Annotated in this window: 19 protein-coding genes, 1 tRNA gene and 3 pseudogenes; 13 read left to right on the top strand and 10 right to left on the bottom strand. The window is 58.9% G+C overall.

The features are described 5' to 3' along the window. The first annotated feature begins 59 nt into the window (after positions 1-59). Positions 60-851 (top strand): lipopolysaccharide biosynthesis protein, encoded by a 792-nt coding sequence (locus CKW16_RS12165; protein ID WP_095128827.1) that lies wholly within the window; start codon positions 60-62, stop codon positions 849-851. A gap of 56 nt (positions 852-907) precedes the next feature. Here the strand turns inward: CKW16_RS12165 and CKW16_RS12160 are convergent. Beyond that, a pseudogene (locus CKW16_RS12160) lies at positions 908-1,246 on the bottom strand (LysR substrate-binding domain-containing protein); the annotation flags it as partial. Between the two features lie 3 nt (positions 1,247-1,249). Between CKW16_RS12160 and CKW16_RS12155 the strand changes: the two are divergent. The 4 genes and pseudogenes from CKW16_RS12155 to CKW16_RS12140 all read left to right on the top strand — a co-directional run. Further along, positions 1,250-1,762 (top strand): annotated as a pseudogene (locus CKW16_RS12155) (HAD-IA family hydrolase); the annotation flags it as partial. Positions 1,763-1,776: 14 nt separating this feature from the next. Next, the gene (locus tag CKW16_RS12150; protein WP_095128620.1) at positions 1,777-2,568 is read left to right on the top strand and encodes an aldolase; all 792 of its coding nucleotides are present in this window, start codon (positions 1,777-1,779) and stop codon (positions 2,566-2,568) included. 65 nt (positions 2,569-2,633) lie between these two features. Next, positions 2,634-4,205, top strand: a complete 1,572-nt coding sequence (locus CKW16_RS12145) for a GGDEF domain-containing protein (protein WP_095128619.1) — start codon at positions 2,634-2,636, stop codon at positions 4,203-4,205. Between the two features lie 143 nt (positions 4,206-4,348). Further along, entirely contained in the window at positions 4,349-5,755 is a 1,407-nt protein-coding gene (locus CKW16_RS12140) for a DUF1254 domain-containing protein (RefSeq protein ID WP_095128618.1), read from the top strand. 32 nt (positions 5,756-5,787) lie between these two features. Here CKW16_RS12140 and CKW16_RS12135 read toward each other — a convergent pair whose 3' ends face one another. Both CKW16_RS12135 and CKW16_RS32565 read right to left on the bottom strand, forming a co-directional pair. Further along, positions 5,788-6,126: a hypothetical protein gene (locus CKW16_RS12135; protein WP_095128617.1), complete on the bottom strand. Its 339-nt coding sequence runs from the start codon at positions 6,124-6,126 to the stop codon at positions 5,788-5,790. Between the two features lie 53 nt (positions 6,127-6,179). Beyond that, positions 6,180-6,293: pseudogene (locus CKW16_RS32565) on the bottom strand (GNAT family N-acetyltransferase); the annotation flags it as partial. Between the two features lie 159 nt (positions 6,294-6,452). On the opposite strand from CKW16_RS32565, the gene CKW16_RS12125 reads away from it, so the two are divergent. After that, entirely contained in the window at positions 6,453-7,247 is a 795-nt protein-coding gene (locus tag CKW16_RS12125; protein ID WP_095128615.1) for an exodeoxyribonuclease III, read from the top strand. A gap of 110 nt (positions 7,248-7,357) precedes the next feature. After that, a complete protein-coding gene (locus CKW16_RS12120) occupies positions 7,358-8,185 on the top strand; it encodes an arylamine N-acetyltransferase (RefSeq protein WP_095128614.1) in 828 nt (275 codons plus the stop codon). Between the two features lie 3 nt (positions 8,186-8,188). Here the strand turns inward: CKW16_RS12120 and CKW16_RS12115 are convergent, their stop codons facing one another. Beyond that, positions 8,189-8,674 carry a hypothetical protein gene (locus tag CKW16_RS12115; protein WP_095128613.1) on the bottom strand — a complete coding sequence of 162 codons (486 nt, stop codon included), beginning with the start codon at positions 8,672-8,674 and terminating at the stop codon, positions 8,189-8,191. A 241-nt stretch (positions 8,675-8,915) separates the two neighbouring features. Between CKW16_RS12115 and CKW16_RS12110 the strand changes: the two genes are divergently transcribed. Then, positions 8,916-10,433 carry a nucleobase:cation symporter-2 family protein gene (locus CKW16_RS12110; RefSeq protein ID WP_095128612.1) on the top strand — a complete coding sequence of 506 codons (1,518 nt, stop codon included), beginning with the start codon at positions 8,916-8,918 and terminating at the stop codon, positions 10,431-10,433. Between the two features lie 620 nt (positions 10,434-11,053). Here CKW16_RS12110 and CKW16_RS12100 read toward each other — a convergent pair. Beyond that, a complete protein-coding gene (locus CKW16_RS12100; RefSeq protein ID WP_095128610.1) occupies positions 11,054-12,502 on the bottom strand; it encodes an efflux transporter outer membrane subunit in 1,449 nt (482 codons plus the stop codon). A gap of 86 nt (positions 12,503-12,588) precedes the next feature. Between CKW16_RS12100 and CKW16_RS12095 the strand changes: the two genes are divergently transcribed. The 3 genes from CKW16_RS12095 (at position 12,589) to CKW16_RS12085 (ending at position 17,591) form a co-directional block, all read left to right on the top strand. Continuing rightward, entirely contained in the window at positions 12,589-13,209 is a 621-nt protein-coding gene (locus CKW16_RS12095) for a TetR/AcrR family transcriptional regulator (protein WP_038982986.1), read from the top strand. Between the two features lie 177 nt (positions 13,210-13,386). Further along, the gene (locus CKW16_RS12090) at positions 13,387-14,508 is read left to right on the top strand and encodes an efflux RND transporter periplasmic adaptor subunit (protein ID WP_095128609.1); all 1,122 of its coding nucleotides are present in this window, start codon (positions 13,387-13,389) and stop codon (positions 14,506-14,508) included. Next, on the top strand, positions 14,505-17,591 hold the full coding sequence (locus tag CKW16_RS12085; RefSeq protein WP_095128608.1) for an efflux RND transporter permease subunit: 3,087 nt from the start codon (positions 14,505-14,507) through the stop codon (positions 17,589-17,591). Before CKW16_RS12090 ends, CKW16_RS12085 begins: the two co-directional genes overlap by 4 nt. 263 nt (positions 17,592-17,854) lie before the next feature. Here the strand turns inward: CKW16_RS12085 and CKW16_RS12080 are convergent. After that, positions 17,855-17,930 (bottom strand) — tRNA-Asn (locus CKW16_RS12080). A gap of 227 nt (positions 17,931-18,157) precedes the next feature. Between CKW16_RS12080 and CKW16_RS12075 the strand changes: the two genes are divergently transcribed. Next, positions 18,158-18,388 (top strand): hypothetical protein, encoded by a 231-nt coding sequence (locus tag CKW16_RS12075; RefSeq protein ID WP_008007186.1) that lies wholly within the window; start codon positions 18,158-18,160, stop codon positions 18,386-18,388. Here the strand turns inward: CKW16_RS12075 and CKW16_RS12070 are convergent. Then, a complete protein-coding gene (locus CKW16_RS12070; RefSeq protein ID WP_095128607.1) occupies positions 18,385-18,585 on the bottom strand; it encodes a hypothetical protein in 201 nt (66 codons plus the stop codon). The genes CKW16_RS12075 and CKW16_RS12070 overlap by 4 nt on opposite strands. A 239-nt stretch (positions 18,586-18,824) precedes the next feature. Beyond that, positions 18,825-20,021 (bottom strand): amino acid aminotransferase, encoded by a 1,197-nt coding sequence (locus CKW16_RS12065; protein WP_095128606.1) that lies wholly within the window; start codon positions 20,019-20,021, stop codon positions 18,825-18,827. Between the two features lie 337 nt (positions 20,022-20,358). Between CKW16_RS12065 and uvrB the strand changes: the two genes are divergently transcribed. Further along, positions 20,359-22,374, top strand: a complete 2,016-nt coding sequence (uvrB, locus tag CKW16_RS12060; protein WP_095128605.1) for an excinuclease ABC subunit UvrB — start codon at positions 20,359-20,361, stop codon at positions 22,372-22,374. Between the two features lie 135 nt (positions 22,375-22,509). Here the strand turns inward: uvrB and CKW16_RS12055 are convergent, their stop codons facing one another. Both CKW16_RS12055 and CKW16_RS12050 read right to left on the bottom strand, forming a co-directional pair. Further along, on the bottom strand, positions 22,510-24,060 hold the full coding sequence (locus CKW16_RS12055; protein ID WP_095128604.1) for an MDR family MFS transporter: 1,551 nt from the start codon (positions 24,058-24,060) through the stop codon (positions 22,510-22,512). Next, positions 24,050-25,099 carry an HlyD family secretion protein gene (locus CKW16_RS12050; protein ID WP_095128603.1) on the bottom strand — a complete coding sequence of 350 codons (1,050 nt, stop codon included), beginning with the start codon at positions 25,097-25,099 and terminating at the stop codon, positions 24,050-24,052. Before CKW16_RS12050 ends, CKW16_RS12055 begins: the two co-directional genes overlap by 11 nt. Between the last annotated feature and the right edge of the window lie 168 nt (positions 25,100-25,267).

Below are 25,267 nucleotides of genomic sequence, written 5' to 3'. Positions count from 1 at the left end.
TGAAAACTATCACGATGCAAAATTGCCACCGCTCAATGCCAAGGAATAGGAAATTGATGATGGATGTTGCGCAAAAAAACTCGTCACTCATCACAGGTATGCTTCATGCGCATGACTTCGATGAGTGCCGCAACACTCAAAAAGGAGCTGTGTTTATCATTGCCTCGGGGGCGTCCGCTAAAGATTTTCCGCTGGAAAAGTATGCCGACATTCCGTTCATCACGATGAACGGCGCCATCTCTATGTTCACCGGGTCGGGTATCAAGCCGTTCTTTTATGCCTGTACGGATCAAGGTTTTTCCCGACAGCAGCCCGAACTGTTTTCACAGGCCATGCGTATTAGTCAGCGGGTTGCACTGTGGCAAGAGCACATCTGGCATACGACGGTAGCGCCTGAGGGAGAGCTGTATTTACTCGGCCGAGCACCCAAGCTCTCCTGGACGGACCTGATTTTCAGGGCTGATAAAGAACTCGTCAGAAGTCGCAAACTCGGAAATGGCCGCAATAGAACCCTCGGATTCAGCAAGAACCTTAAACGCGGTTTTTTTGATGCCCGCACCGTGGCTTATCTGGCTTTGCAAATTGCGTATCACGTGGGGTTTACCAAGGTGTTTTTGGTAGGTGTCGACTTTAATCAGTCTGTAAGCCGTTTTTACGAAGAGGCCGACACGTTAGCCTCGCCATGCCTGCTCGATCAGCATTTTTATACGAGAATCCTGCCGTCGTTCGAGATCTTGTCGAAGTACGTCGTGAGTGAAGATTTTCAGGTCTACAACCTGTACAGTTCCTCAAGGATTCCGGGTGAGCTCATTCCCCGAGTGACATTGGATGAGATCGACAAGATGATCTAAAGGTTGTTCGAGCTTTATTGAGATGGGCGCCCTTGGGGCGCCCATTTTTTTGGTGATTATGTCTGGCCCAGTCCCTCGCGCAAAAACTCCACCAACGCCCGTTGCAACCCGGTCAGCGCGCCCTCGCGGCTGATCAATGCCAACTCCGTCGGTGGCAATTCGGGCAGGTCGGTGCACACGCTGTGCTCAGGCAATACCGCCGAAGCGGGCAGCACCGACACGCCCAGACCTGAAGCCACCGCCGCCTGAATGCCCGTCAGGCTATGACTGCCAAACGCAACCCGCCAGGGCCGCTGAGCCACATCCAGCAGGCGGATGGCCCGTTGACGGTAAATGCAACCCTGCGGGAACAGCGCCAATGGCAATACCCCGTTGGCTGAATCCACGCCTGCACCTTACATCGCTCGTTTCGCCAGTTAAGCACGCAGGGTTTGCACCTCGCCCTGGAGGAGTTGGGGCTGGCGAGCGCGCCCGAAGACAGTCAGCGGCTGGCCGGGGCGATCCCGCGGATGCCGCCGTTCCCCGAAGTGGTCGACACGCTCGCGCGGCTCAAGGCGATGGGGTTCAAGCTGTGCATCGTGTCCAACACCGATGACGACATCATTGCCGGGAACGTCGCGCAACTCGGTGGGCATATCGACCGGGTCATCACCGCGCAGCAGGCCGGTGCTTATAAGCCGAATCCGCGGTTGTTTGACTACGCTCATGAACAGCTCGGCGTCAGTCGTGATCAGGTGGTGCACATCTGCGCCAGCCCGATGCTGGACCATACCGCCGCCCGCGACATGCATTTTCGCTGCGTCTGGATTGACCGCGGTACGGGTCGGCAGTTGCTGCCGGACTATCAACCCGATGCGATATTAAGCACGCTGGATCAGGTCGTGCCCTTGTTCACATCCCTTGGCTGGTGAAACACGGAGTCGTCATGGCACACACCCTTGCTGGCAGTTCCCGTCCCTCGCGTTACGCCGATCTGAATCTCGATTCGCAGGCTGCCATCACCGCTCGCACGGAATTGGCGGCGTGCTTTCAATTGGCGGCGCTGCACGGTTTGGAGGAGGGCATCTGCAACCACTTTTCCGCCATGGTGCCGGACCGGGATGATCTGTTTTTCGTGAACCCCTACGGCTACGCGTTCGAAGAAGTCACCGCTGACAACCTGCTGGTCTGCGACTTTCACGGCAATGTCGTGGTGGGCGAAGGGCTGCCGGAAGCGACCGCGTTCTATATCCACGCGCGGCTGCACAAACAGCTACCGAGGGTGAAAGTGGCGTTTCACACCCATATGCCTCATGCCACGGCGTTGTGCCTGTTGCAAGGTCCGCCGCTGTTGTGGCTGGGGCAAACGGCGTTGAAATTCTACGGCCGTACGGCGGTGGACGAGGACTACAACGGTCTGGCGCTCGACGAGTCCGAAGGCGACCGGATTGCCAGCGTCATGGGCGATGCCGACATCCTTTTTTTGAAGAACCACGGGGTGATCGTCGCCGGGCCCAGCATCGCCGAAGCCTGGGACGATCTGTATTACCTGGAACGTGCCGCCCAGGTGCAGTTGATGGCGATGGCGACCCAACGCGAACTCAAGCCGGTGCCCCATGAGATTGCCCAGCGGGCCTATGAGCAAATGCGCCGGGGAGATGCAGAAAGTGCTCGGGCGCATTTGCACAGCGCTATGCGGCGACTAGCCAAAGGACATTTGCCCCATACCCCCCCGTAGACTAAGCTCACAAAAAATAAGGGTTTCGGGGTGTTACCCATGCCTTACCCTTACAGGACGAGCTTTTGCCTATCCCTCTTCACGATCCGCACAACGCCACCGGCGTCACGTTGAAACGGTTACCTCTGCGCAAAGCAGCGGTGCTGTTTATCGCGGTCGTGTGCCTGAGCTTGTGCGGTTTGCTTTACCTGCAACTGGAGCAGTCGCGCCGGCATGACCTGGCGTTAGCGCAAGTGGCGTCATCAAACCTGACGCGGGCCATGGCGCAGCAGGCCGAAGACACCTTCATGCAAGCCGATCTGGTGCTGACCAGTCTGGCCGACTGGATTCAGGCTGACGGTTTCGGCGCGCCTCAAAAGGCACGCTTGCAGAAAACGTTCGCCCGGCGGGTGCAGGCGCTGAATCAATTGCACGGGATATTTCTGTTCGACCAAAAGGGGCAGTGGGTCGTTACCTCTTTCGAAAATCTGCCACGCGGCCCGGGTGTGTCGGATCGCGAGTACTTCAAGTTCCACCAGCAGAACGTCTCGTCCCTGGCGCACATCGGGCCAGCGATTCGCAGTCGGGAAAATGGCGAGTGGATCATCCCGATATCCAAACGGGTGAACGACAAGAACGGCAATTTCCAGGGCGTCTTGTTGGCCGGCATCAAGATGGCGTACTTCGATCAGTTCTTCAAAAGCTTCAGCATTGATGACAACGGTTCGATGTTTTTGGGGTTGACCGACGGAACGCTGCTGGCGCGTCGGCCGTTTGTGGAGTCGTTGATTGGCACATCACTGGCCAAGAGCGAGATCTTCGAGAAATTGCTGCCCAACGCGCCCTCCGGCAACGCGATGTTCCGCTCGCTGGTCGATGGTGTTGTGCGGTTGCATGGCTACCGTCAGCTCGACTCTTATCCGTTGGTCGTGTCTGCCGCCTCGTCCAGGGATTCGATTCTCAAGGATTGGAACGACACGGCGTTTCGCTCCACGATCATCGTTGCCTTGGTGGTGCTGGGCGTGGGGCTGTTCGGCAGGATGTTCCTTTATCAGGTGCGTGTCGGCGAACAGGTCGAGGCGGATTTGCGCAGGGCAAAGGAAGCGCTGAAGCTGATCGCGACCCACGACAGCCTGACCGGCCTGGGCAATCGCCGGCTGTTCGAGGGGGCGCTGGACATCGAGTTCAGCCGAGGCGCGCGGCAGTCGAGTTCGCTGAGCCTGATCATGCTCGATATCGATTACTTCAAGCGCTACAACGACGCTTACGGCCACGTGGCGGGGGACCATTGCCTGGCTGAAGTGGCGCGGGCGGTGAAGGGGTGCTGCCATCGAAAAGCTGACTTGGCTGTGCGCTACGGCGGTGAGGAGTTTGCGGTATTGCTGCCCGACACCGACATTCGCGGCGCGATGGTGATTGCCGAACAGATCCGGCGCAGCGTCATGGACAAGAACATCATCCACAGCGGTTCACCCTCGGGCTTCGTGACGGTCAGTCTGGGTTGTTATTCGTTTGTGCCGACGGGGCGGGACAGCATGGAAGTGTTCATCGAACGTGCGGACGCGGCGCTGTATCAAGCCAAGCATTCGGGGCGAAACCGCTCGGCGGTGCTGTCGATGGAGGGCGGTGTCGAGGCACTGATGCGTTCGGATCGTTGAGGTGTCTCGAGAGGGTGTTTCACCCGCGCAACACCCCGGCCAGCCGGCTGTCTGCCTGTCAGATCCCCTTCAATTGATCGTCTAGAGTTGCGGTAACGCTGCCGATCCCGGCAGGTCCCCCCACCGCACGGATGATCGTCAAAATGTTGATTACTCAAGCATTGGCAGCCGTTGCTCTAACCGTTGCAGCCTGCGCCATCTTTCCGCTCGCGAGCCACGCTCAATCGAAAGTCACAGCCGAAGAAGCACACGCCATCGGCGTGGATGCCTACCTTTATTTTTACCCGCTGTTGACCATGGACATCACCCGCAAGCAATTCACCAATATCGAACCGGGCAAGGAATTCGGTAAAGGTCCGATGAATATGTTTATCAGCGTGCCGCAGTATCCACCTGCAAATTTCAAAGGGGTGGTGCGCTCGAACTTCGACACCTTGTATTCCATTGCCTGGCTGGATTTGACCCAAGAACCGCTGGTGATCGCAGCGCCCGATACGGCCGGGCGTTTTTACTTGTTGCCGATGCTCGACATGTGGACCGATGTGTTCGCCTCACCGGGCTGGCGCACCACGGGCACCCAAGCGGGGCAGTTTCTGGTGACGCCGCCGGGCTGGACCGGGACAGTGCCTGCCGGATTGAACCATCTGCCGGCACCTACGCCCTTTGTCTGGGTCATTGGCCGCACCAAGACCGACGGCGCTGCGGACTACGCGGCCGTGCACAAAATTCAGGCTGGCTACACCGTGACACCGCTGTCCCGACTGGGTAAAAGTCCCGAGCCAGCCAGCGTGAAAATTGACCCTGCCGTGGACATGAAGACCCCGCCAAAGATCCAGGTCGACTCAATGTCGGCGGCCGACTACTTCGCCTACGCCGCCGAATTGCTCAAAGTGCACCCTGCGCACATCACCGATCAACCGATCCTGGCGCAGATGAAGCGTATCGGTATCGAACCCGGAAAATCGTTCGACATGGATGCGCTGGATCCTGAAATCAAAGCAGCACTTCAGACCGTGCCCAAGGACGCGCAGGCGCTGATGACGTGGAAGGTTCCAACCCTCGCCCGCGTGGTCAACGGCTGGTCGATGAACACCGACACCATGGGCGTCTACGGCAACTACTACCTCAAGCGCGCGATCGTTGCGCAGATGGGGCTCGGCGCCAACTTGCCCGAGGATGCGATTTATCCACTGAACATCGGCGATGTCGAAGGCAAGCCGCTTGATGGAACGAACAAGTACGTGCTGCATTTCGACAAGGGTGAAATGCCGCCGGTAAACGCTTTCTGGTCGATCACCTTGTACGACCCTGAAGGATTCCAGGTCGGCAATGCGCTCAACCGGTTTGCGTTCAGTAGCTGGATGCCGTTCAAGACGAACGCCGACGGTTCGCTGGACATCTACTTCCAGCACGAAAACCCCGGCAAGGACCTTGAAGCCAATTGGCTGCCGGCGCCGAAGGGCGGGTTCAACCTGACCATGCGTTTGTATGGGCCCAAGCCCGAGGTTTTGAACGGCAAGTGGAGCCCGCCGCCGGTCAAGCCAGCCTAATCCCGCGTTTCAGGCCAAAAAGCAGCCGACGATCATCGGCTGCTTTTACGCGTCCAGCTGCCCGTCCCGCCACCGGCACCGCCCGTTCCACCGCCCGCCGCGCCCGTGCCACCCCCCGCGCCAGAGCCGCTGTTCCCGGCATTGCCACCATTTCCGCCACCCGACGAGCCGGATCCGCTATTGCCGCCGTTAGCGTTATGGTCGCTCGAGGGTTGGCCAGGGTTATTGTTGGGCGCCATGGTCGAGCCGCCGGTTGATCCTGACTTGATTCCGGTCGCATCAGCGCCATCGCCTGGGGCTGCAAAAGTGCCGACGGACATGGCGGACAGCACTCCCGCCAGTAACAGCGAGGTCATTTTGATGATCATCATGGTGCGTATCCAAAGATGAGTCGTTACCTGATGTTGGTGTGAAGGACAGGGCACTTGCGTCCGTCCGGTATGATCAGTTCGTGGCGCACGATGCCTTCCTGCTGCGCGCCGAGCCTGAGGATCGCGTTACGTGACTTCTGGTTGTTTTCGTCGGTGGTGAATTGCACATGGAAAAGCAGGCGTTGCTGCCGTTGCTGAAGGCATCGTATGACGAGTTTCCAGTGTAGGGGCGTGCCTTTAGTCGCCTGTCTCGCTCGTAGAGGCAACTGCCGGGACGCACTCCCGGTCACAACTGGATATCGACCCTGCGTTGCGAGCGTTGGCCCATGAAGAACCTGAAAATCGCGACATTCAACGTCAACGGCATGCGCGCCCGGCTGCCGAACTTGCTGGCCTGGCTTGAGCGAGAGCAGCCAGACATCGCCTGTTTGCAAGAGCTCAAGTCAGTCGACAGTGCATTCCCCGCCGCCGAGCTTGAGGCCGCTGGCTACGGCGCGATCTGGCAAGGTCAGTCTTCGTGGAACGGCGTGGCGATTCTGGCTCGGGATGCTCAGCCGCTGGAAAGTCGTCGAGGCCTGCCGGGTGATGACAGCGACACCCATAGCCGGTATCTGGAGGCCGCCGTGCACGGGATTCTGGTGGGCTGCCTGTACCTGCCCAACGGCAACCCGCAGCCGGGGCCGAAGTTCGATTACAAGCTGGCGTGGTTTGAACGGCTGATCCATTACGCGCAGACGCTTCAGGCCAGTGAGCATCCCGTGGTCCTGGCCGGTGACTACAACGTGGTGCCCACTGACCTGGACATCTACAACCCGCGATCCTGGCTGAAAGACGCGTTGCTGCAACCTGAAAGCCGCGAGTGTTATCAGCGCCTGCTGGCCCAGGGCTGGACCGATTCCTTGCGCCATCTGTATCCGGAGGATCGGCTCTATACCTTCTGGGATTATTTTCGCCAGCACTGGCAAAAGAACTCAGGGCTGCGCATCGATCATCTGTTGCTTAACCCGGCGCTGAGTCCTTATCTGCAGGAGGCCGGAGTCGATGCCTGGGTTCGCAACGAGCCCCACGCGAGTGATCATGCGCCGACGTGGATTCGATTGAGTTCGCGCAAGTTGCGTTGATATTGGCGTGTGCGGCGATTGGTTAAATCAATTGTCAGTCGAACCGCTTTTTCCCTTATACATGGCGCCCATCGGCGGAGAAATCCGGCGCCCTGCATAAGGACCGAGCAATGAGCGAGCCACAGCTGACGAATATTGCGTTGTACTTGCAGCGCCTGGGCTTCGGTGCGCCTCCGGCGCCGACCCTGGAAACCTTGCGCCAACTTCAACTGCGCCACACCGGCGCCTTCGCGTTCGAAAACCTCACCACGTTGTCGGGTCAGCCGGTGCTCATCGACCTGCCGTCCATCGAGCAAAAGGTTCTGCACGACGGTCGCGGCGGTTACTGCTACGAACTCAACAACCTGTTCCTGGCCTTGCTCCAGGAGCTGGGCTTCGACGCTCGCGGTATCTCCGGCCGAGTGGTCATGGGCCAGCCCGAAGGCGCATGGACCGCCCGTACACACCGCTTGAGCCTGGTGACCCTGGACGGCGTGCGTTACATCACCGACGTCGGCTTCGGCGGCATGGTGCCCACCGCACCGCTGATGCTCGATACCCCGGCTGAACAGTTCACACCTCACGAACCCTATCGCATCGAGCCGCACGAGGATGGCTACACCCTGCGCGCCAACGTCGCCGGCGAATGGCGGGCGATGTACATTTTCGATTTGCAGCGCCAGGAAGACATCGATTACGCCGTCGGCAACTGGTACGTCTCGACCCATCCCGAATCGTCGTTTGCCAGGCAGCTGATGGTGGCGCGCACCGGCGAAGGGTGGCGCCGCACGCTGAACAACGGCAGTTTTGCGATTCATCGGATCGGCAGTGAGACTGAACGGCGGCAAGTGACGGATGTGGATGAATTGCTGGGTTTGTTGCGCAGCGAATTCGACATTCGGGTGCCGCGGGAGGCGGCATTGCGCCGGGTTATTGAAGGGCTGATTCAACAGCCCTGAGCCTCACAGCTGCAGTCCCTCCTGCACCACCGACAGCAGATTGTCTTCGGTCATGGCGATTGCATCCGGTTGTTGCCCGGATTGATCGATCGCCTGCAGCCACCACTGCGTCTCGCCGTGTTCGCTCACGGTTCGCAGCATCGAGAGTGTTTTCCCTTGGGTGCGGATCTCGACACGCCCGGCACCGTCCTCAGTGAAACGAGCGACGGGGTCGAAGGTGATGCTGTGGTGGTTGCCTTCAATCAGTAACTGGTCGATGGCGTAGTCATAGGTCGCCCCGTCGGGATGACGCTCGAAGACGTGCGTCGGCACTCGCCGAATGTTCAGCCCGGCTTCGCTGAGCGGCGCCAGCCAGGTTTCGATGAGGTGGTACAGCTCGTAAACCTGTGCAGGCCAGCTGTCTATTTGGTGATCTACACGAAGTGTCTCGTCGGCGCTGGACTGCTGGGTTTGCTTCAGTTTCGCGGCGAGTTGGTCAGCCTTGCTCATGTCGATGTCCTATCGTGGTCTCGGTGAAAGCGTACCTCTATCAAGGTAGTGCACGTCTTGCCTTGCGTCATGTTGCCGGGAGGTTTTGGCTTCATATCAGGGAAGGTGCGGCGCAAGTCTCAGGTGTGGAATGGCCATGTGTCCATAATCTGACTGATTAGTTGTATACAACTCTATAGACATTTGTCCTGAGTATTGAATACAGTGTGCGCACAACAAAAACCAGGGAACCCCCCAAACCATGAAAACGCCCCATGTTTCACACCAACGGCCTGAGGATGAAAATCTCGGGGTCGGCGCGAATATGGCTTACGGCCTGCAACACGTTCTGACCATGTACGGCGGCATCGTTGCGGTGCCTTTGATCATCGGCCAGGCGGCCGGGCTCTCGCCAGCGGACATCGGTTTGTTGATTGCTGCTTCATTGTTTGCAGGGGGGCTGGCGACATTGCTGCAAACCCTGGGCTTACCGTTTTTCGGTTGCCAATTGCCGCTGGTACAGGGCGTATCGTTCTCTGGTGTCGCGACGATGGTGGCGATTGTCAGCAGCGGCGGGGAGGGCGGGTTTCAATCGATTCTCGGGGCGGTGATTGCCGCGTCGTTGATCGGCCTGCTGATCACGCCGGTGTTCTCGCGAATCACCAGGTTTTTCCCGCCGCTGGTCACGGGCATTGTGATCACCACCATCGGCCTGACGCTGATGCCAGTGGCTGCGCGCTGGGCCATGGGTGGCAACAGCCATGCCCCGGACTTCGGCAGCATGGCGAACATCGGTCTGGCGGCGGTCACGCTGGTGCTGGTTCTGCTGTTGAGCAAGATCGGCAGCGCGACCATCTCTCGTTTGTCGATCCTGTTGGCGATGGTTATCGGCACGGTGATCGCGGTGTTCCTTGGCATGGCGGACTTCTCGTCCGTCACTCAAGGCCCAATGTTCGGCTTCCCGACGCCGTTCCACTTTGGCATGCCGACCTTCCACTTCGCCGCGATCCTGTCGATGTGCATCGTGGTCATGGTGACCCTGGTGGAAACCTCGGCTGACATCCTCGCCGTCGGTGAAATCATCGGCACCAAGGTCGACTCCAAACGCCTGGGCAACGGCCTGCGCGCCGACATGCTGTCGAGCATGATCGCGCCGATCTTCGGTTCCTTTACCCAAAGCGCGTTCGCCCAGAACGTCGGGCTGGTAGCGGTGACCGGGATCAAGAGCCGTTTCGTGGTGGCTACCGGCGGTTTGTTTCTGGTGATCCTCGGGTTGCTGCCGTTTATGGGTCGCGTTATCGCCGCAGTACCGACTTCTGTCCTCGGCGGCGCCGGTATCGTGCTGTTCGGCACCGTGGCGGCCAGCGGTATTCGTACGCTGTCCAAGGTCGACTACCGCAACAACGTCAACCTGATCATCGTCGCCACCTCCATCGGCTTCGGCATGATCCCCATCGCTGCGCCGAGCTTCTACGACCACTTCCCAAGCTGGTTCGCCACGATCTTCCACTCGGGCATCAGTTCGTCGGCGATCATGGCCATCGTGCTGAACCTGACCTTCAACCACCTCACTGCCGGTAACTCCGATCAGCAGTCGGTGTTCGCGGCCGGTACTGAACGCGTCCTGCGTTATCAGGATCTGGCAGCGTTGCGCGAAGGGGATTATTTCAGCGAAGGCAAACTGCGTGACTGCGACGGGAATGAGATTCCGGTGGTGGAGGTGGCTCATGCCTCAGACGAGCACCACCCCATCCATGCGAAAAGCAGTGAGCATGTCTGACTGCACTCAAGGTTGGATCGAGAGGCAGGTTGACACTCGCTCCAGTCATGATTGAAAGTCGGACTCGAGGTCTGCAATTGCGCATCCTTGGGCTTGGCCTCCAGTATTGGCCCCCCATCTTGTTGGCAGCAGAGAAGCTGGCTCCCTCTGAAGTAGTGACGACTGGCATGCCGGTCGGATTCTGAACCCAAGGTCATTCGTGGTCTGGAGCTAAAGAATCGCTGCGACTACTCCTCGAAATATTCAGAAGGCGTCCTTTGGGACGCCTTTTTTATTGCCTGGAATCTGGTTTGACAATGGTGCCGACCAAGGTGCCTTCAGCACGTCTCTTGGGATACCAGGTCACGACGTAGTAACCGAAACCACGACGCTCGTTCCTCGGCTCGAGAATGAGTGAGCCAGTGGGGTTTTTGAGTACGGCGACTCTGTGGTCTCCTCGCATTTCCTTGAATTCGCAGTAGATGGGGGCTCCAGGTACGACCATTTTGGCTATGTGAGTCGCGACATCGTCGATGGTGTGGCAACCATACTTTCCCAAGTCAACTTTGTGGGCTTCCCAAACATGCCGGACGCCGAACCCTTTGTTGATTCCTTTGTGTATCCCGACCCTCAGGAAAATCTCACCTCCCTGAGTCGTTTCGCTGCCAACCACCGCCCAATGCTTTGAACGTGGCCACTGCAGCGCGAGCCGATTCAGTTTGTGCCTGGGCTCTGCCATCAGATGCCGCTAAAAGGTGTTCATCGGCATCCAGTACTTCGATCAGGCTGACCACGCCTTTTTCATAGGCGACAAACGACGTCGCTCGGGCTTTCGCATACGCCGACTCGCCTTGGGCGAGTTGTGTCGATTGTTGCTCGCGGTTGATCAGCGCCGAAAAAGCGCTTTCAACATCTTCGCAGGCCCGCAGAACAGACTGGCGGTAAGCGGCTAAGGCTTCGGCTTCTTGGCCCTTCGCCAAATCAATTTGAGCGTTGATGCGGCCAAAATCGAACAGCCGCCAGCGTAATCCCAGTGCCGCCGAAGCCTGACTGGCGCCGTTGCTGAACAGGTTTGCGCTGGATACCGATGTAGCACTGCCGAGCAGCGCAGCCACAGACAGTTTGGGGTAGTACTCGGACATGGCTTCGCCGATGCGCGCGCTGGATGCCGCAAGACGGCGCTCCGCGACGATCAAGTCTGGACGCCGACGCAGCAGGTCGGCTGGAGCGCCCATGTCCGAGAGGCCTGGCACCTCAGGGATGGGCGCCAGCTTAGTCAGCTGCGCGCTATAAGTGCCCGGTGCCTTGCCCAGCATGACATCCAGCGCGTTCATTGCCGCGTCAAGGCCAGCTTGTAGTACCGGCACGGTGGCCTGCGCTTGATTCAGTGCGCCTTGGGTCTGGTTCAGCTGCAGTTCAGCTGCCAGGCCTTTTGCGTAGAGATGTTCGATGGTGGTGAGCAGTTGTTGTCGTGTGTCTACTTGATGCCGGGCAATTTCCAGGCGTGCTTGAAGGCCACGGATGCTGATGTAAAGATCGGCAGTCTGCGCGACCACTGCCAGGCGTGTGGCAATCGCTCCGGCTTGCGAGGCCTGATAATCGGCGAAGGCGGCTTCTTTACCTCGGCGCAGCCCGCCAAACACATCCAGCTCCCAACTGGCATTCAAATTCGCCTCATAGGCACTGCCGTAGCGATTATAGGAAGGGTCTGAATTCAGCACTTGGCCCAACGGAGTCTCCAATGACTGTCGGGCTCGGGCCGCTTGACCGTTGACGGTGGCCGACGGCAGGAGGGCTGCGTTAGCGGCCCCCAAACCGGCGCGAGCCTGATCGATCCTTGCGCTTGCCTGGGCTAAATCGAGGTTCTGTTCAAGTGCTCGATTTATCAGCTGACTGAGTATCGGGTCATTAAATGCGTTCCACCAAGCGGCGAGATCGGCATTTGCGGCGGCCACTTGTCGTGCCTTGGACGTTTGCGCCGAGAAATGCTCGGGCAATTCCACACTGGGTTTTGAGTAGTCGGGGCCCACTGCGCAACCTGCAACCAGACCCAAACACAGTAAGACGGCGAAACGAGGAGGAGGGTGCATGCGGTACCTGCGAAGGGTCGGTTCGTGACGATATTACAATTTGGTCACAAGTTGTCAACCACCTTTGGGATGAGTAAGCTGCTCGCATGAATCAGCCATCAGTTTCTTCGCCCAGCGCCCGTGGCCCAGCCGATCACGACATCCGAGACCAGATTGTCGCGGCGGCCAACGAGCATTTCAGTCAGTACGGTTACGGCAAGACAACGGTTTCTGACCTAGCCAAGGCCATCGGTTTTTCCAAGGCTTACATCTACAAGTTCTTTGAATCCAAGCAGGCGATTGGTAACGCTATCTGTACCAATTGCCTGACGGAAATCGTTGCAGCTGTGGAGCAGGCCATCAATGCAGACGGCATCTCGCAGACTGAGCGTTTTCGGCGATTGGTCAAAACCTTAATCGCTACAGGTGTGAGCCTGTTCTTTAACGACCGTAAACTCTACGACATCGCAGCGTTCTCCGCGTCGGAGCGATGGCCGAGCTCACAAGTCTATGACGCTCAGATCAAGAGCTTCGTGTTGCAAATCGTGCGTGAGGGGCGAGAGCTCGGCGAGTTTGAACGCAAGACACCGCTGGACGAGACGGTAGAGGCGATTCATCTCGCTCTGCGGCCCTTCATCAATCCTCTGCTATTGCAGTACAACCTCGATTTTGTTGAAGAAGCCCCTTCTCTCATCTCCAATCTTGTTCTGCGCAGCCTGATGCCTTAAACGTCTGCTGACGGATGCGCTGCGCATCCGTACCAGCGTGTGCGCCTGAAAAAACTGGATATCAAGCCTCTTTGCTTTGCCCTGATCAAGTGGGCGATGTTCATTCGCCTCGGTAGTGACTATTGACAGAAATGGTCACTTGGATAAGCATGGTGCATCCGCTACCGAGAGGTCTTTATGATCCAGCGCCATCGCATGTCACTCATTTTCATTGTTTTGTTGCCATTTGCCTTGGCGGCCTGCAACGAGGCCACGCCTGCCGATCCTCGCCTTCAAGTGCCCTTGGTGCGCATCGGCGTGGTTCAACCCTCCGCGCCTGCGGCACGGGTATTCACTGGTATCGTCGCGGCTCGAGTTCAGAGCGATCTCGGTTTTCGGGTGCCAGGGAAAGTCTTGGAGCGCTTGGTGGACTCTGGGCAGAGTGTCAAACGTGGGCAGCCACTCATGCGCATCGATGCCAACGACCTGACGCTGACCGCGAGGGCGCAGCAGGAAGCGGTGCTGGCTGCCATGGCCCGAGCCCGGCAGGCCTCCGATGATGAGCTTCGCTACCGTGATCTGGTGTCCGTCGGAGCGGTATCTGCTTCAGCTTACGCAGGGTTCAAAGCAGCTGCCGACTCGGCGAAAGCTCAGTTAAACGCTGCCCAGGCCCAGGCTGATGTGGCGAAAAACGCGACCGGTTATTCGACGTTGCTGGCGGATGCTGACGGGGTGGTAGTGGATACCTTGGCGGAGCCGGGGCAGGTGGTTGGCGCAGGTCAGGTGGTGGTGCGTGTTGCCCACTCAGGGCAGCGCGAGGCGGTGATCCAGTTGCCCGAGACGTTACGTCCTGCGTTGGGCTCGGCGGCGACGGTTGAGCTATACGGCCAGCACCAGACTGCAGGTAAAGCGCGTTTACGCCAGTTGTCCGACTCTGCCGACCGACAGACCCGAACGTTTGAAGCGCGTTATGTGCTGGAGGGGGCGCTCTCCAACGCCACCCTGGGTTCGACGATCTCAGTGGTTATCGCTGACACGGATGTTGCTGATGCCAAGGAATTACAGGTGCCCATGGGGGCCCTCTACGACGCGGGTAGAGGCCCGGGTGTCTGGGTGGTGGGCGGGGAACCTGAGCAGGTGGCGTGGCGCCCGGTCAAGGTTCGCAGCCTGAATAACGAGGCCAGCGTGCGCGTGACGGGTGATCTCCAAGTGGGTGATCGTGTCGTCGCATTGGGTGCGCACTTATTGAATGAGGGAGAGAAGGTCAGGACTGAACTTGCCGATGCCACGCAAAAAACGGTGGTTGAGGTGAGTCGATGAGCGGCTTCAATCTTTCGGCGCTGGCCGTGCGCGAGCGCTCAATCACCCTGTTTTTGATCCTGCTGATTTCTGTGGGTGGGTTGTACGCCTTCTTCAAACTGGGGCGTGCGGAAGACCCCGCTTTCACCATTAAACAAATGACGGTGGTATCTGCCTGGCCAGGGGCGACGGCCCAGGAGATGCAAGACCAGGTGGTAGAAAAGCTGGAAAAACGCATGCAGGAACTGCGTTGGTACGATCGGACCGAGACCTTTACCCGGCCCGGCTTGGCATTCACCACGGTTTATCTGCTCGATAGCACGCCACCCTCAGCCGTCCAGGAGGAGTTTTACCAGGCGCGCAAGAAAATCCTGGATGAGCAGAAGGGGTTGCCGTCTGGGGTGATCGGCCCGATGGTCAATGATGAGTATTCCGATGTCACCTTCGCGCTCTATGCGCTCAAGGCCAAGGGCGAGCCCCAACGTCTGTTGGTGCGCGAAGCCGAGAGCTTGCGCCAGCGTCTGCTGCATGTGGCGGGTGTGAAGAAGGTCAACATCATCGGTGAACAGGCCGAGCGCATTTTTGTCGAGCTGTCCTACGAGCGTTTGGCGACACTGGGCATTTCCGCACGAGACATCTTCAGTGCGTTGAACACGCAGAACATGATAACGCCGGCCGGCTCAGTTGAAGCGAAGGGCCCGCAGGTTTTCATCCGCCTGGATGGCGCGTTTGATGACCTGCAGAAGATTCGTAATACCCCACTGACGGTGCAGGGCAGAACCCTCAAGTTGTCCGATGTGGCTGAGGTCAAGCGCGGTTATGAGGACCCCGCGACATTCTTGGTGCGCAACAACGGCGAGCCCGCATTGTTGCTCGGCGTGGTCATGCGCGATGGCTGGAACGGTCTGGACCTGGGGAAGTCGCTGGAGGCTGAGGCGACAGCGATCAACGAGCAGATGCCTTTGGGCATGAGCCTGACCAAGGTCACGGATCAGGCGGTGAATATTGACGCATCCGTCAATGAGTTCATGGTGAAGTTTTTTGCTGCCTTGGGCGTGGTGCTGCTGGTGTGTTTTCTCAGCATGGGCTGGCGTGTTGGCGTTGTGGTTGCCGCGGCGGTGCCGCTGACCCTGGCGGCCGTGTTCATTGTCATGGCGGCCACGGGCAAAGACTTCGATCGAATTACCCTGGGCTCGTTGATTCTGGCGCTGGGGCTGCTGGTGGACGATGCAATCATTGCCATTGAAATGATGGTGGTGAAGATGGAGGAGGGCTACGACCGAATCAAGGCCTCCGCCTATGCCTGGAGCCACACGGCCGCGCCGATGTTGTCGGGGACGTTGGTGACGGCGATCGGCTTTATGCCCAACGGTTTTGCCAAGTCGACCGCTGGTGAGTACACCGCGAACATGTTCTGGATCGTTGGCATTGCGCTGATCACTTCCTGGGTGGTGGCCGTGGTGTTTACACCTTACCTGGGCGTCAAACTGCTGCCGCAGATCAAGGTGCCTGAAGGCGGGCATACGGCGATTTACGGTACGCCGAACTACCAGCGTTTCAGGCGCCTGCTGGGCAGTGTGATCCGCCGTAAAGGCCTGGTGGCGACATCCGTCGTGGGCTTGTTCGTTGTTGCGATTCTGGGCATGGGCGTGGTCAACAAGCAGTTCTTCCCAACGTCCGACCGTCCTGAGGTGCTGGTTGAGGTGCAGATGCCTTACGGCACCTCTATCGAACAGACTGATGTGGCGGCGGCCAAGGTCGAGGCGTGGTTGGCTCAGCAGCCGGAGGCCAAGATCGTCACCGCTTACATTGGCCAGGGCGCACCGCGCTTCTACTTGGCGATGGCCCCTGAACTGCCCGATCCATCCTTCGCAAAAATCGTCGTCCTGACCGCGAATCAGCAAGAGCGTGAGGCGCTCAAGCTCCGCCTCAGACAAGCCGCGGCCGATGGCTTGGCGCCTGAAGCTCGGATGCGGGTGACGCAGTTGGTATTTGGTCCTTATTCACCGTATCCGGTGGCCTTCCGGGTGATGGGCGCCGACCCCGCGGTGTTACGAGATATCGCCGCGCAGGTGCGTGAGGTCATGACCGCCAGCCCCATGATGAGGACCGTCAACACCGACTTGGGCGAGCGCGCGCTGGCACTTCATCTCACGCTGGATCAGGATCGCCTGCAGGCATTCGGCTTGACCTCGACCGATGTCGCGCAACAGCTGCAATTCCTGCTTACGGGGGTGCCTGTCACCGAGGTGCGTGAGGACATTCGCTCGGTTCAGGTGGTGGCTCGCTCAGCGGGCGAAACGCGTCTGGATCCGTCGAAAATTGCCGCCTTCACGCTGACCGGCGCCCAAGGCCAGCGCGTTTCGCTGTCCCAGGTAGGGGCGGTGGATGTGCGCATGGAAGAGCCCATCCTGCGACGTCGTGATCGTACGCCGACAATAACCGTGCGCGGTGACGTGGCTGAAGGTCTTCAGCCACCCGATGTCTCCAACGCCTTGATAGCGCAGTTGCAGCCCATCATCGAAAAACTGCCGGCGGGCTACCGCATTGAGTTTGCCGGCGCGATCGAGGAGTCGGGTAAAGCAAACAAGGCATTGCTACCGTTGTTCCCGATCATGATTGCGCTGATGTTGCTGACCATCATCATTCAGGTGCGCTCGATGTCGGCAATGATGATGGTGTTCGCCACCGCGCCTTTGGGCCTGATTGGTGTGGTGCCAATTCTGCTGCTGTTTCAGCAGCCGTTCGGGATCAACGCCTTGGTGGGATTGATTGCCTTGTCAGGGATTCTGATGCGTAACACGCTGATCCTCATTGGCCAGATTCACTCCAATAAGCAAGCCGGCCTGTCGCCTTACAACGCCGTGGTCGAAGCCACTGTGCAGCGCGCGAGGCCCGTGATTCTCACGGCGTTGGCGGCGATGCTGGCGTTCATTCCGCTGACCCATTCGGTGTTCTGGGGAACGCTGGCCTACACCCTGATTGGAGGTACGTTTGCCGGCACCGTGCTGACCCTGGTGTTCCTGCCAGCGATGTACGCCCTCTGGTTCAAGATCAAGCCTGAGCTCGCGCATGAGCTTGCAGCGAACACTCATGTTGCTTGATACCTGCGTGCCTGGATCGTCTCAAAAAGAAAAGTCGATATGAGCTCGTTGGCCCGGATTACGCAGCAGTTTGATCCCGCTGCGCCCTTCGAGGCTCCGGCCAACTGGCTCCAGGGAAGAATGGTGTTTGGCGGGCTATCTGCCGCGCGTCGTTGAACCCTGGCCCACCGGAATCCGACGGAGGGCCAAAACGAAAAAAACCCGCCAGAAGGCGGGTTTTCGGTGGTTTCAGAGATTTTAGAAGCTTTCTCTGGAACCTTGTCTGGCTCCACGACCTGGACTCGAACCAGGGACCCAGTGATTAACAGTCACTTGCTCTACCAACTGAGCTATCGCGGAATGACGTGTATGTTACTGATTCAAAAAGAGAAGTCAAGCACCTGTTAACAACTTGGCGGGTTCGTGAGGACGGACGGTGGTTTATCGACCGTGGGCGGTTACCAGAATCGCCTCAGAGGTCTACCATGGCCGCCCGGAAGTGGTTACACGCGCTGCCGGCCATTCGCCGAAAAGGTACGCGCCATGAATCACCCAACCAGCACACCTCGCCACAACGGGGTGTTCGCATGAGCATCGCTCAGATCAGCCTGCCCAAAGGCGTAGGCCCTCACGCCGAAAAACTGTTCGACGCAATCACTCAGGCCAGCACCGCTGATGAATTGAACCGTGCCGGTGGCAAGGCGGAAGGTTTTGTATTGGGCCTGGAAAGCACCAAGGCCATCAAAAGCCAGGTCGCCGAATCGCTCTACGTCGCCTATGACGACGCAGCCAGCCAGCGCGCAACCGAACTGGCCTAACCGCCGAAGGTGACGGTGGCGAGCATCAGTTTGGCGTACAGCATCGTTGCGGCCAACTGCACCAGCCACAAGGCCAGGCCGCCGAGAAACACGCCGGCAGCGACTTGCATCACCAGGTTGTTACTGCGTTTGGCCGGGGTGCGAGGCACGAAGTGGTCCAGCTCATCGCGGTCGGCGCGTAGGTCATCGTTTTTCATTTGAATTCTCGTCAGAAATCTTGGATGTACACAAAAACCTGTGGGAGCGGGCTTGCTCGCGAAAGCGGTGGGTCAGCTTGCATCAGCATCGAATGTACTGCCGTCTTCGCGAGCAAGCCCGCTCCCACATTTTTGATATGTGTGCAGTCTAGAGGGCTTGGTTGGCGCGTTGAGAATTATCTGGGGCAAATAAAAAACGGGAAGCCAACTGGCGTCCCGTTTTTTTACCGCTCGACGACTCAGATCACCGCAACGATGGCCTTGGTCACAACATCGATGTTGCTCTGGTTCAAAGCGGCCACGCAGATGCGGCCGGTGTCCAGGGCGTAGATACCGAACTCGCTGCGCAGGCGGGTCACTTGCTCAACCGTCAGGCCGGAGTAGGAGAACATGCCACGCTGACGACCGACGAAGCTGAAGTCGCGCTGCGGGGCGTTTTTCGCCAGCAGGTCGACCATCTGAATGCGCATGCCGCGAATCCGCAGACGCATTTCAGCCAGTTCTTCTTCCCACTGAGCGCGCAGTTCCGGGCTGTTCAGTACAGCGGCGACGATGCTTGCGCCGTGGGTCGGCGGGTTGGAGTAGTTGGTGCGGATCACGCGTTTGACTTGCGACAGCACGCGCGCGCTTTCTTCTTTCGATTCGCTGACGATCGACAGGGCGCCCACGCGCTCGCCATACAACGAGAAGGATTTGGAGAACGAGCTGGAGACGAAGAAGGTCAGGCCCGACTCAGCGAACAGACGTACAGCCGCGGCGTCTTCGTCGATGCCATCGCCAAAGCCCTGGTAGGCCATGTCGAGGAACGGTACGTGACCTTTGGCTTTAACCACGTCCAGGACGTTGTTCCAGTCCGCCGGGCTCAGGTCCACGCCGGTCGGGTTGTGGCAGCAAGCGTGCAGGACAACGATGGAGCCGGACGGCAGGGCGTTCAAGTCTTCCAGCAAGCCAACACGGTTCACGTCGTGGGTCGCGGCGTCGTAGTAGCGATAGTTCTGCACCGGGAAACCGGCTGTTTCGAACAGAGCGCGGTGGTTTTCCCAGCTCGGGTCGCTGATCGCCACGACAGCGTTCGGCAGCAATTGCTTGAGGAAGTCGGCACCGATTTTCAGCGCGCCAGTACCGCCAACGGCCTGGGTGGTGATGACGCGGCCAGCGGCGATCAGTGGCGAGTCATTGCCAAACAGCAATTTCTGCACAGCCTGGTCGTAGGCGGCGATGCCGTCGATTGGCAAGTAGCCACGGGAAGCGTGTTGAGCGACGCGAATCGTCTCGGCTTCGACAACGGCGCGCAGGAGTGGAATTCGCCCCTCCTCGTTGCAGTAAACACCGACCCCCAGGTTGACCTTGTTGGTACGGGTGTCGGCGTTGAATGCTTCGTTGAGGCCCAGGATTGGATCGCGTGGTGCCATTTCGACAGCGGAGAACAGGCTCATTTTGCGGCGGCTCTGAATGGAAAGTGGAGGGACGTGTCGCGCTCCAGCCGAATGCACTAGAGCGGTGCACAAACGGGGAGCTAGTATAGAGGCCATCTGCGATTGATGGCGACAGACGATTCGGCTTTTACGGTAAGTTTTTCCGATTATTTCTCGACCGTTAGTCGATTGGCATCGTCAAAGGTTTTACCCGATGTAGGACGTTTGCCTTGAAAGCGCGGGCAATCGGCTCCACATTGAGCACAATCCAGTTTTTTCCTCGGGCGACATCGGTCGTTTGCGGTCTTTCCCGTTGCTGCCCGGTTCGCCCGGACAGGCGCGAACCCAGAGGTTTTTCATGTCTGAATTCCAGCTAGTCACCCGCTTCGAGCCCGCCGGCGATCAGCCGGAAGCCATCCGCCTGATGGTCGAGGGCATCGAAGCCGGGCTGGCGCACCAGACGTTGCTCGGTGTGACCGGCTCGGGCAAGACCTTCAGCATCGCCAATGTGATCGCCCAGGTTCAGCGTCCGACCCTGGTGCTGGCGCCGAACAAGACCCTGGCCGCGCAGTTGTACGGTGAGTTCAAGGCGTTCTTCCCGAACAACGCCGTTGAATACTTCGTTTCGTACTACGACTACTACCAGCCCGAAGCCTACGTGCCGTCATCGGATACGTTCATCGAGAAAGATGCCTCGATCAACGATCACATCGAGCAGATGCGATTGTCTGCGACCAAGGCGCTGCTGGAACGCAAAGACGCGATCATCGTCACCACGGTGTCGTGCATCTACGGTCTGGGCAGCCCGGAAACCTATTTGAAGATGGTTCTGCACGTTGATCGCGGCGACAAGCTCGATCAGCGTGCGTTGCTGCGTCGCTTGGCAGACCTGCAATACACCCGCAACGACATGGAATTCGCCCGTGCGACCTTCCGGGTCCGTGGTGATGTAATCGATATCCACCCGGCGGAATCCGATTTCGAAGCGATCCGCATCGAGCTGTTCGATGACGAAGTGGAGAGCCTGTCCGCTTTCGATCCGCTGACCGGCGAAGTAATCCGCAAGCTTCCGCGGTTCACGTTCTATCCGAAAAGCCACTACGTGACCCCGCGAGAAACCCTGCTGGGTGCCGTCGAAGGGATCAAAGTCGAGTTGCAGGAACGCCTGGACTACCTGCGCACCAACAATAAACTCGTTGAGGCCCAGCGCCTGGAGCAGCGCACCCGTTTCGATCTGGAGATGATCCTCGAACTGGGTTATTGCAACGGCATCGAAAACTACTCGCGCTACCTGTCGGGCCGTGAATCCGGCCAGGCGCCGCCAACTTTGTTTGACTACCTGCCGGCCGACGCCTTGCTGGTGATCGACGAATCCCACGTCAGCGTGCCGCAGGTCGGCGCCATGTATAAGGGCGACCGTTCGCGTAAAGAGACGCTGGTGGAATACGGTTTCCGTCTGCCGTCCGCGTTGGATAACCGACCGATGCGCTTCGACGAGTTCGAAAACATCAGCCCGCAGACGATTTTCGTCTCGGCCACACCGGGCAATTACGAGGCAGAACACGCCGGTCGCGTGGTCGAGCAACTGGTCCGTCCAACAGGCCTTGTAGACCCGCAAATCGAAATCCGTCCGGCGTTGACCCAGGTCGACGATTTGCTTTCGGAGATCGGCAAGCGCGTGGCGCTGGAGGAGCGGGTGTTGGTCACCACGCTAACCAAGCGCATGTCTGAAGACTTGACCGATTACCTGGCCGACCACGGCGTGCGGGTACGTTATCTGCACTCGGACATCGACACGGTGGAGCGGGTCGAGATCATCCGCGATCTGCGTCTGGGCACTTTCGATGTGCTGGTGGGGATCAACCTGCTGCGTGAAGGCTTGGACATGCCGGAAGTCTCGCTGGTGGCGATCCTCGATGCAGACAAGGAAGGTTTCCTGCGTTCCGAACGCTCGCTGATCCAGACCATCGGCCGGGCGGCGCGAAATCTCAATGGTCGGGCGATTCTCTACGCGGATCGCATCACCGGTTCCATGGAGCGGGCGATCGGCGAAACCGAGCGTCGTCGCGACAAACAAATTGCCTTCAACCTGGCCAATGGCATCACGCCCAAAGGTGTGTTCAAGGACGTTGCCGACATCATGGAAGGCGCCACCGTGCCGGGTTCGCGCAGCAAGAAGCGCAAAGGCATGGCCAAGGCCGCCGAGGAAAACGCCAAGTACGAAGCGGAATTGCGCTCGCCGGGCGAGATCGCCAAGCGTATCAAGGCGCTGGAAGAGAAAATGTACCAACTCGCCCGCGACCTGGAGTTCGAAGCAGCGGCGCAGATGCGCGACGAGATTGGAAAGTTGCGTGAGCGGTTGATCACTGTCTGAGATTTGCAGCGACAGTAAGGGCCTCTTCGCGAGCAAGCCCGCTCCCACATTAGATCGAGGTGTCCGGGCGGACGCGTTCAAATGTGGGAGCGGGCTTGCTCGCGAAGGCGTCCGAATGAGCACTGCAATGTTCAACTAGTGTGCTTCGCCAGCCTTCAATCCCGCAGGCAACGCCTTGGTCAGCAACACCGCAATCATGCTGATCCCCAGCGCAATCCCGACAAAGTGAAACGCATCGTTGTAAGCCATGATCGACGCCTGCTGATGCGCAATTTCACTGAGCTTGCCCAACGCTGCCGTCTCACTGCCAAACCGATCCGTCAGCGACGCCATGCGCTCGGCCACCTGCGGGTTGGTCGGCACAATCGCTTCACGCAAATAATCAAAGTAAGTCTTGGTTCGCGCATCCAGCAACGTGGCGAGGAGGGCGATGCCGATCGCGCCGCCGAGGTTACGCAGGATGTTGAACAGGCTCGATGCCGACCCCGCATCCTGCGGCAGGATGTACGCCGTGGCGATCAGCGAGATGGTCACCATGATCAGCGGCTGGCCCAGCGCGCGGATGATCTGGATCTGATTGAACTGCGGCCCGGCGAAGTCCGGGTTCAACACCCCCGATGAAAAACTCGCCAATCCAAACAGCCCGAAACCCAGCGTGCACAGCCATTTCGGCGAGACGTATTTCATCAGCTTCGGCACCAGCGGAATCAGAAACAGCTGCGGCACACCCATCCACATGATCACTTCGCCGATCTGCAAGGCGTTGTAGTTCTGGACCTGCGCCAGGTACAGCGGCAACAGGTAGATCGAGCCATACAGTCCGACACCCATCCCGACACTGGAAATACTCGATAAACCAAAGTTGCGATTGCGCAGGATGCCGAGGTTGATCAGCGGATTGGGTTTGGACGTCTGCACGATCACAAAGGTGATCAGGCTGACCAGCGCAATGCTGCCCAGGCTCACGATCAGGCTCGATTCCAGCCAGTCCTTGCGATGGCCTTCCTCCAAAAACACCTGCAAACAACCGAGGCCGACGCCCAGCGTGAGAATGCCCAGGTAGTCGGTGCTTTTCAGCAGTTCCCAATGAGCTTCTTTCTTCTCCAGGCCGTACATCAGGCCGGCGATCATGATCAGGCCCGGCGGAATGTTGATGTAGAAGATGTATTCCCAGCCCCAGTTCTCGGTCAGCCAGCCACCTAGGGTCGGGCCGATGGACGGCGCGAATGTTGCGGTCATGGCGAACATCGCCATGCCTTTGGCGCGGTGATGTTCGGGAAGTTTGATCAGGGTGAGGGTGAACGCCAGCGGGATCAGCGCGCCGCCGGTGAAGCCCTGCAAGGCACGGAAGACGATCATGCTTTCCAGGCTCCAGGCCATGGAGCAGAGCAGGGAAGCGGCGAGAAACCCGAGGGATACCCACACCGCCAGTCGTCGCGCCGAGAGTAACTGCACCAGCCACGCCGTCAGCGGAATCATGATGATTTCCGCCACCAGGTACGAGGTGGAAATCCACGAGCCTTCTTCCAGGGTGGCCGACAGCGCGCCTTGAATATCCTTGAGCGACGAGTTGGTGATCTGGATGTCGAGCACCGCCATGAAGGCGCCAAGCATCACGCTCATGACCGCGATCCAGTCCCGCCGGGTCGGCTCGCCGACCGGGCGGATCAGTTGATCACCGGTCATCGTCAGGGGCGTCTTTAATGTTCACTTTGGCGGTGACCGACATGCCCGGACGAATCTTGCCTTGCAGCGGATTGTCCGCGGCGAAGGTCAGTTTTACCGGAATCCGTTGTACGACTTTGGTGAAGTTGCCGGTGGCATTGTCCGGCGGCAACAGGCTGAACTGCGCGCCCGAAGCGGCAAACAGGCTGTCGACTCGCGCATCGATTGGCATGTCGCTGTAGGCGTCAAAGATCAGTTCGGCTTTTTGGCCGGGCTGCATGTGGCCAATCTGGGTTTCCTTGAAGTTGGCCTGAATCCAGATGTCCTGATCCGGAACGATCGACATCAGATAAGCACCTGCCTGCACATATTGTCCTTCGCGGGCAGCGCGCTGGCCGATCAGGCCGCTGATGGGCGCGTGGATTTCGCTGCGGGTCAGGTTCAGTTCGGCCTGGGCCAGATCGGTTTTGGCGTTGGCGATCATGGCGTCGAGGCGTTTGATCTCGGCGCTCAGTGAGTTGATTTGTTGGCGCTGACTTTGGGCGTCCGCCTGGGCCTTGGTCACTTGCGAGCGGGCGATATGGTTGTCGGCGGAGAGGGTAGTCACCCGTTCTTCCGAGACATAGCCGGGTTTGCGCAGAGTCTGCGCACGAGACAAGTCGATCTGCGAACGACCGAGACTCGCCTGGCTGGACGCGACTTGAGCCTCGCTGGCGGCGATCAGGCTGGCTTGCTGAGTCAGTTTGCTTCGGGCTTGCAGGCGTTCGGCTTCACGGGTGGCGAGGGTAGCGTTGGCGCGGTCGACGGCGAGGTGGAAGTCGTCGCCTTCGAGCTTGATCAGCAGCTGGCCTTTCTCGACGTGCTGGTTGTCCTGCACCAGCACTTGATCGATGCGCGCGCCCAGTTGACTCGACACACGGGTGATCTCGCCCTGGACGTAAGCGTTGTCGGTGCTTTCATAGAATCGCCCCTTGAAGAACCACTGGGCGAAAAAGCCCCCGGCAATCAGCAGGACGAGCAGCAGGAAAATAAACAGGCGACGCTTGAGTTGGGCAGGCATGGGGCAGACTGTAGTCGAGAAATTGTAAGGAAAGTTATCAGTGGTCAAATCTGGCATACAGCGAATGATGGGTAAATGCCATCGGCTGATAATCGGCCATTCACCAAGTCTAGAGCCCGTTGTAGACGCAACCTTGGCTTAAATGCCCTGCTCACTGGAGCCGGGCGG

The organism is Pseudomonas sp. Irchel s3h14 (genome assembly GCF_900187425.1).
GTDB lineage: Bacteria > Pseudomonadota > Gammaproteobacteria > Pseudomonadales > Pseudomonadaceae > Aquipseudomonas.
The sequence above is the reverse complement of the archived record's forward strand: the minus strand, read 5'-3'. Positions and strand labels throughout refer to the sequence as shown.

Excerpts from the sequence above, each read along its gene's own strand:
- CKW16_RS12120 (WP_095128614.1), top strand. The coding sequence starts at position 7,358 with ATGAGCGAGCCACAGCTGACGAATATTGCGTTGTACTTGCAGCGCCTG.
- CKW16_RS12165 (WP_095128827.1), top strand. The coding sequence starts at position 60 with ATGGATGTTGCGCAAAAAAACTCGTCACTCATCACAGGTATGCTTCAT.
- CKW16_RS12065 (WP_095128606.1), bottom strand. The coding sequence starts at position 20,021 with ATGAGCCTGTTCTCCGCTGTCGAAATGGCACCACGCGATCCAATCCTG.
- CKW16_RS12050 (WP_095128603.1), bottom strand. The coding sequence starts at position 25,099 with ATGCCTGCCCAACTCAAGCGTCGCCTGTTTATTTTCCTGCTGCTCGTC.
- CKW16_RS12140 (WP_095128618.1), top strand. The coding sequence starts at position 4,349 with ATGTTGATTACTCAAGCATTGGCAGCCGTTGCTCTAACCGTTGCAGCC.
- CKW16_RS12090 (WP_095128609.1), top strand. The coding sequence starts at position 13,387 with ATGATCCAGCGCCATCGCATGTCACTCATTTTCATTGTTTTGTTGCCA.
- CKW16_RS12110 (WP_095128612.1), top strand. The coding sequence starts at position 8,916 with ATGAAAACGCCCCATGTTTCACACCAACGGCCTGAGGATGAAAATCTC.
- CKW16_RS12135 (WP_095128617.1), bottom strand. The coding sequence starts at position 6,126 with ATGATGATCATCAAAATGACCTCGCTGTTACTGGCGGGAGTGCTGTCC.
- CKW16_RS12070 (WP_095128607.1), bottom strand. The coding sequence starts at position 18,585 with ATGAAAAACGATGACCTACGCGCCGACCGCGATGAGCTGGACCACTTC.
- CKW16_RS12115 (WP_095128613.1), bottom strand. The coding sequence starts at position 8,674 with ATGAGCAAGGCTGACCAACTCGCCGCGAAACTGAAGCAAACCCAGCAG.
- CKW16_RS12085 (WP_095128608.1), top strand. The coding sequence starts at position 14,505 with ATGAGCGGCTTCAATCTTTCGGCGCTGGCCGTGCGCGAGCGCTCAATC.
- CKW16_RS12055 (WP_095128604.1), bottom strand. The coding sequence starts at position 24,060 with ATGACCGGTGATCAACTGATCCGCCCGGTCGGCGAGCCGACCCGGCGG.
- CKW16_RS12150 (WP_095128620.1), top strand. The coding sequence starts at position 1,777 with ATGGCACACACCCTTGCTGGCAGTTCCCGTCCCTCGCGTTACGCCGAT.
- CKW16_RS12095 (WP_038982986.1), top strand. The coding sequence starts at position 12,589 with ATGAATCAGCCATCAGTTTCTTCGCCCAGCGCCCGTGGCCCAGCCGAT.
- CKW16_RS12125 (WP_095128615.1), top strand. The coding sequence starts at position 6,453 with ATGAAGAACCTGAAAATCGCGACATTCAACGTCAACGGCATGCGCGCC.
- CKW16_RS12100 (WP_095128610.1), bottom strand. The coding sequence starts at position 12,502 with ATGCACCCTCCTCCTCGTTTCGCCGTCTTACTGTGTTTGGGTCTGGTT.
- uvrB (WP_095128605.1), top strand. The coding sequence starts at position 20,359 with ATGTCTGAATTCCAGCTAGTCACCCGCTTCGAGCCCGCCGGCGATCAG.
- CKW16_RS12075 (WP_008007186.1), top strand. The coding sequence starts at position 18,158 with ATGAGCATCGCTCAGATCAGCCTGCCCAAAGGCGTAGGCCCTCACGCC.